Raw genomic sequence first — 3285 nt, forward strand, 5'->3', positions numbered from 1 at the left:
GTGCCGGAGACGCGACCGCAAGCCGCCTTCCCTGACGTCGCCGTGCCCGCGGGCGCCGCCGCGATTGCCGGCAACACACCGCAACCGCTGGTTCAGCCGGCGCAGACGGCGGAACAGACACAAGGCGTCTCCCAGCAGGTGGCCGCCGGCGATGCCGCCGCCATTGCGTCGAAGGCGCAGGCGACCACGCAGGCCATGAGCAACGGCGTCTATGTGACCGCGGGCGGGCCGGCGCAGCCGCAGGTCGCCGCGCCGAAGAAGGGCCTGTTTGCCTCGCTGTTCAGCACCACGCCGGCCTCGGCCGCGCCCGCGCCGCTGATCAATTCGCGCTCCAGCGACCAACCGGCGGCGCAGGCCAAGACCGCAACCGCCGCGGCCGCCCCCGCCAAGCCGATTGTTGAGCTGGCCTCCGCGACGCCCGCCGCGAAGCCGGTACAGCTCGCCTCGCTCGACGACCCGAGCTACCACATCACCGGCGCCGATGCCCTTCCCGGCGTGCGCCAGACCGCGCTGTTCGAGATCAAGCGCAAGTCCGGCATTGACGACGAGAGCGACGTCGACCTCAACGAGGATGAGGGCGGCGGCGGTTCCTACCAGGTGGCCTCGGCCGCCGGCATGGCAAGGCTCGCGCCCAACGGCCTTCTGAAGCAGAACGAAAGCGTCGACGTCGCCTGCCTCAAGCCGTCGCTGGTGCGGGTGCTGAAGACGATCGAGGGCCATTTCGGCCGCAAGATGGTCGTCACCTCCGGCTACCGCGATCCCTCGCGCAACCGCCGCGCCAACGGCGCCAAGAACTCGCTGCACATGTACTGCGCCGCCGCCGACATCCAGTTGCCCGGCGTCTCGAAGTGGGAACTGGCGAGCTACGTCCGCTCGATGCCCGGCCGCGGCGGCGTCGGCACCTACTGCCACACCGAATCCGTCCATATCGACGTCGGTCCCGAGCGCGACTGGAACTGGCGCTGCCGTCGCCGCAGCGGCGGCGGCGAGGACGGCTGATACTCGGCTTTGCCCAGTGCGCATAGCCGGGTTGACCGATTGAGAGCCGATCACCGCCGACGCCGTCGTTTGTTTCGACAAACCGTCAGCGACGTTCGCGATTGGCTGAAGCTTACTGAACTTCGTCATCCACGGGCGGGGCAGGAGCGAAGCGGACGCGCAGACCCGAGGATCCATGCCGTTACCTCAACCGTAGGGTAGAGCGGCGCAGATTCTGCACCGATGCGATACGTCAGCGTCACGGAATGGATTCTATGGTCTGCACGCGTCGCTTCGCTCCTTGCTCCGCCATGGAATGACGACCGCGACTGGCCTCCCAGCCAATCTCCAGAGGTGCGTGACCGAATGCGGCCGCAACCCTGCCCTGCCCCGAAAAGCCGGCTTTTGCAGCCTTTTGAAAAAAGTTGTCGCATGTGGCGGCAGATGGGTTGCCGGTTGGCGACAACGCAATTATAAGCCGCTTCGTCTGAGCGCGCCCATCGTCTAGCGGTTAGGACACCGCCCTTTCACGGCGGTAACAGGGGTTCGATTCCCCTTGGGCGTACCAGTCTTATCCTCCCTGAACGGCCGAATCCGGCACCTCGCGCTCACCGGGCCGAAACGCGTCATTAACGGCGTTGTTGGGTGACGCATGTTGGCAGCGATCAGACGGTGTAGAGTTCTGCCTCGCCATGGAGGCGCGGATGAACCTGCTTCGGACAGTTCTCTTATGCGCGGCAGTGACCGGCCTGACCGGACTGCAGCCCGTCCGCGCCGAGGATCAGCCCGCTCAGTCGAACGGCGACGCGGCGCAACAGCTGCCGCCCGTTCACTGCGAGGGACAGAACTGCCTGCCGCCGAGGAACGACCCCGCTTTGGAGTGCAAGGGGCAGGACTGCACGCCGGCTCCAGCGACCGACCAGCCGTCAGGCCCGGAGATCAAGAAGGTCAAGTGAGAGGCAGCGCGGGCTCTGTGGCGAACCGCATGCCGTTGCTCGAGCCCGCGCGGGTTGACGATCAGAAAAGGCAGCGGCCATCCCGCAGAGCGAAGCGGCAGCCTCCGATCAATCCGGAACCATCGGCGCCGGCTCTTCGCAGCGATAGACCATGCACTGCCCGTCACGGGTCGGAACATAGTCAACCATCGGCACGTAGGGAGCATCGCACTCATTGCCGAACTGGCGGACATAGCGCTCATAGGTGTTCGCCCCGGTGGTCAGCACCACCGCATGCCGGCTCTGGATCAGCGCCTGGGTCTGCGCGCAGGTCATGGTGCGCGTGTCGGGTCGTGCATCGGCGAAATTTGTAGCGGCAACGATCATCGCTGCCGCGCAAAACGCAATCTTGCCTATGGGCATGGTCGCATCCTCGCAAAACATCGTATCGCCAAATTCGCATCGTGCGATGCCGCTCCGCAACGGTGGCGCGGTCACGATGCAGCGAGCGAAGCCATGAAAGCAGTTGAAACCCCGCGCCCAATCCCTGGAATTGCCCGAGGACAAATGACGTCCGAGGTCAGGCTGTTGCAAAAACCACTGTCTGCAGCAGCCCTCCCCCCGGCCGGTTCTCCAGCGTGATCGAGCCGCCATAGCGCTCGATGATCTCCTTGGCGATGGCGAGACCCAGCCCCGCGCCCGGGATGAACTGCGTGCGCGCCGGATTGACCCGGAAGAACGGCTCGAAGGCCTTGTTCAACAGGTCCGGCGGGATGCCGGCGCCGCGGTCGGCGATGGTGAGAACCGCCTGGCCGCCTCGCCGCGCAAGCGCGATGGTGCAGCTCTTGCCATGCGTGGCGGCGTTGACGATCAGGTTGCGCAGCGCGCGGCGCAAGCCGAGCGCGCCGGCCTTGACGAACACATGGTCGAGATGGTCGATCGTCACCGCATGGCCGAGCGAGACCATCTCGACCTCGATATCGCGGACTATCCGGTCCAGTTCCACCGGCTCGACCGCGTCGTGGTTGACCTCTTCGCGCACCAGGCGGATGGCGCTGTCGGCGATACGGTCGAGCTCGTCGAGGTCGCTCAGCCATTTCTCGCGATCCTCCTCGAGGAATTCGGCGCGGAGCCGCATCCTGGTCATCGGGGTCCTGAGATCATGGCCGGCGGCGGCCACCAGCCGCATGCGGCTTTCCATCGCCGTCTTCAATCGAGCCGACAGCTCGTTGAGCGCATGGGCGGTGGCCCTCACCTCGGCCGAACCTTTCTCCGGTAAAGTCGCCAGCATGCCATCCGAGCCGATCTTGCTGACGGCGGATTCCAGCATTTCCATCGGCCGAACCAGCACGCCGGTGAAATAGATCGACAC

4 protein-coding genes and 1 tRNA gene are annotated in these 3285 nt (G+C 65.8%); 3 read left to right on the forward strand and 2 right to left on the reverse strand.

Annotated elements, in window-relative coordinates; translation table 11 throughout:
- The 3 genes from EOA24_RS31760 to EOA24_RS31770 all read left to right on the forward strand — a co-directional run.
- The coding region (locus EOA24_RS31760; protein ID WP_127410476.1) for a YcbK family protein at positions 1–999 on the forward strand (999 nt) is incomplete at its 5' end.
- 472 nt (positions 1000–1471) lie between these two features.
- Positions 1472–1546: transfer RNA gene (locus EOA24_RS31765), tRNA-Glu, on the forward strand.
- Positions 1547–1682: 136 nt separating this feature from the next.
- Positions 1683–1934 (forward strand): hypothetical protein, encoded by a 252-nt coding sequence (locus tag EOA24_RS31770; RefSeq protein WP_126082336.1) that lies wholly within the window; start codon positions 1683–1685, stop codon positions 1932–1934.
- 108 nt (positions 1935–2042) lie between these two features.
- Here the strand turns inward: EOA24_RS31770 and EOA24_RS31775 are convergent, their stop codons facing one another.
- On the reverse strand, positions 2043–2336 hold the full coding sequence (locus EOA24_RS31775; RefSeq protein ID WP_126064633.1) for a hypothetical protein: 294 nt from the start codon (positions 2334–2336) through the stop codon (positions 2043–2045).
- A 157-nt stretch (positions 2337–2493) separates the two neighbouring features.
- The coding region (locus EOA24_RS31780) for an ATP-binding protein (protein WP_245501901.1) at positions 2494–3285 on the reverse strand (792 nt) is incomplete at its 5' end.

It is taken from the genome of Mesorhizobium sp. M2A.F.Ca.ET.039.01.1.1 (assembly GCF_003998035.1).
Taxonomy (GTDB): Bacteria; Pseudomonadota; Alphaproteobacteria; order Rhizobiales; family Rhizobiaceae; genus Mesorhizobium.

Bases quoted from the DNA above. Each gene is read 5' to 3' on its own strand.
- EOA24_RS31770 (WP_126082336.1), top strand. From the start codon at position 1,683: ATGAACCTGCTTCGGACAGTTCTCTTATGCGCGGCAGTGACCGGCCTG.
- EOA24_RS31775 (WP_126064633.1), bottom strand. From the start codon at position 2,336: ATGCCCATAGGCAAGATTGCGTTTTGCGCGGCAGCGATGATCGTTGCC.